This window comes from Geodermatophilus sp. SYSU D01180, assembly GCF_054050415.1.
The window spans coordinates 1-1,553 of record NZ_JBJGZH010000057.1 but is presented as its reverse complement, the minus strand read 5'-3'; the positions used below and the strand labels follow the sequence as shown (position 1 = coordinate 1,553).

At 79.1% G+C, this 1,553-nt stretch carries 2 protein-coding genes; both read right to left on the bottom strand.

Annotation, left to right across the window (positions count from 1 at the left end):
* Window positions 1–55: 55 nt before the first annotated feature.
* The gene (locus ACI8AA_RS23930) at window positions 56–862 is read right to left on the bottom strand and encodes an SDR family NAD(P)-dependent oxidoreductase (RefSeq protein ID WP_457046867.1); all 807 of its coding nucleotides are present in this window, start codon (window positions 860–862) and stop codon (window positions 56–58) included.
* On the bottom strand, window positions 862–1,553 hold a 692-nt coding region (locus tag ACI8AA_RS23925; protein WP_457046866.1), incomplete at its 5' end, for a phenylalanine--tRNA ligase subunit beta-related protein. The genes ACI8AA_RS23930 and ACI8AA_RS23925, both read right to left, overlap by 1 nt.

Below are 1,553 nucleotides of genomic sequence, written 5' to 3'. Positions count from 1 at the left end.
CTCGTGCTCTGCCCCCGATCGGGGGCAGAGCACGAGCGCGCACCGACGGGGGAGGTCAGGCCAGCGGGTCGCCGTCGCCGTACGGGAGCAGCCGCAGCTTCCGCGCGTCGTCGGACGGCGCGGTGGCGCGGAGGGTGTCGAGGTCGTCGACGCCGGCGCGGAAGAACCGCCCCGACCACTGGTCCAGCTCCCCCGCGGCGATCGCCACCACGAGGTCGACGACGTCCTCGGGCCGGGTCCACTCGGTGCGGCCCTCGTGCATCGGCATGGCGCGGGTCATCGCGGTGTCGACGACGCCCGGCGCCAGGTCGAACGCCCGCACGCCGTGCGCGGCGCCGGCCAGGTCGATCGCCTCGGTGATGCGCATCTGCGCGGTCTTGCCCGCCGAGTACGCGCTGTAGTGCGGGTCGGCGCGGGTGCCGATCCCGCTGGCCAGGTCGACCACCCGGCCGCCGCCGACGGCGACCATCCCGGGCAGCACCGCGCGGGCGACGAGGAACGGCCCGCGCACCTGGCTCTCCACGACCTGCCACCACTGGTCGGGGTCGGCCTCCCAGAGCGGCACCTCGGCGGCGTCGATGAGGCCGGCGTTGTTCACCAGCAGCCCGACCGGGCCGAGCTCGCGGACCACCTCGCCGACGGCGGCGTCGACGGCGGTGCGGTCGGTGACGTCAGCGGGCAGCGCGAGGGTGCGGGCGCCGGTGGCGGCGGCGACCTCGGCCATCGCCGTCCGCAGCCGCTCGGGCCCGCGCGCCATGCCGGCGACGGCGGCCCCGCGGGCGGCCAGCCCCTCGGCCAGGTGCCGGCCGATGCCCGCCGACGCCCCGGTGACGAGCGCGACCAGGCCGGTGAGGTCCGCCATCAGTCGCCGCTGCGCAGGCTGATGCCCTGCAGCCCGACGACGGCGACGATGCCCTCACGCACCCGGGCGACGTCCTCGGCGGTCAGCGTGCGGTCCGGCGCGCGCAGCACCAGGGAGTACGCCAGCGACCGCGACCCGGCCGGGACCGGCGGGCCGGAGTACACGTCGAACAGGCGGACCGCCTCGAACAGCTCGCCCGCACCCCCGCGGACCAGCGACTCGACGTGCGCGGCGGTGATCTCGTCGGGCACGACGAAGGCCAGGTCGAGGAAGACCGGCGGGAACGTCGAGATGCGCGGCCCGACCGGGACGGGCGCCGGCGGGAACGCGTCGACGTCGAGCTCCGTCACCGAGGTGCGGGCCGGCAGGCCCAGCGCGGCGCACACCCGCGGGTGCAGCTCGCCGGCGTACCCGACCACCCGGTCGTCGACCACGAGCTCGGCGCAGCGGCCGGGGTGCCAGGGCGCCTGCTCGCCCGGGCGGACGAACAGCTCCACGCCCGCGGCGGCGGCCACCAGCCGGGCGGCCTGCACGGCGTCGGCCCAGCCCGCGGCCCGGCCCGGCCCCCACCAGCCGCGCGGCGGGGGGGGGGGGGGGGGGGGGGGGGGGGGGGGGGGGGGGGGGGGGGGGGGGGGGGGGGGGGGGGCGGGGGGGGGGGTGGGGCTGGTGGCGGATGGGGTGGGGGCGGGCG

What these genes read in the sequence shown, in the direction of transcription:
- ACI8AA_RS23930 (WP_457046867.1), bottom strand. Translation starts at nt 862, where the DNA reads ATGGCGGACCTCACCGGCCTGGTCGCGCTCGTCACCGGGGCGTCGGCG.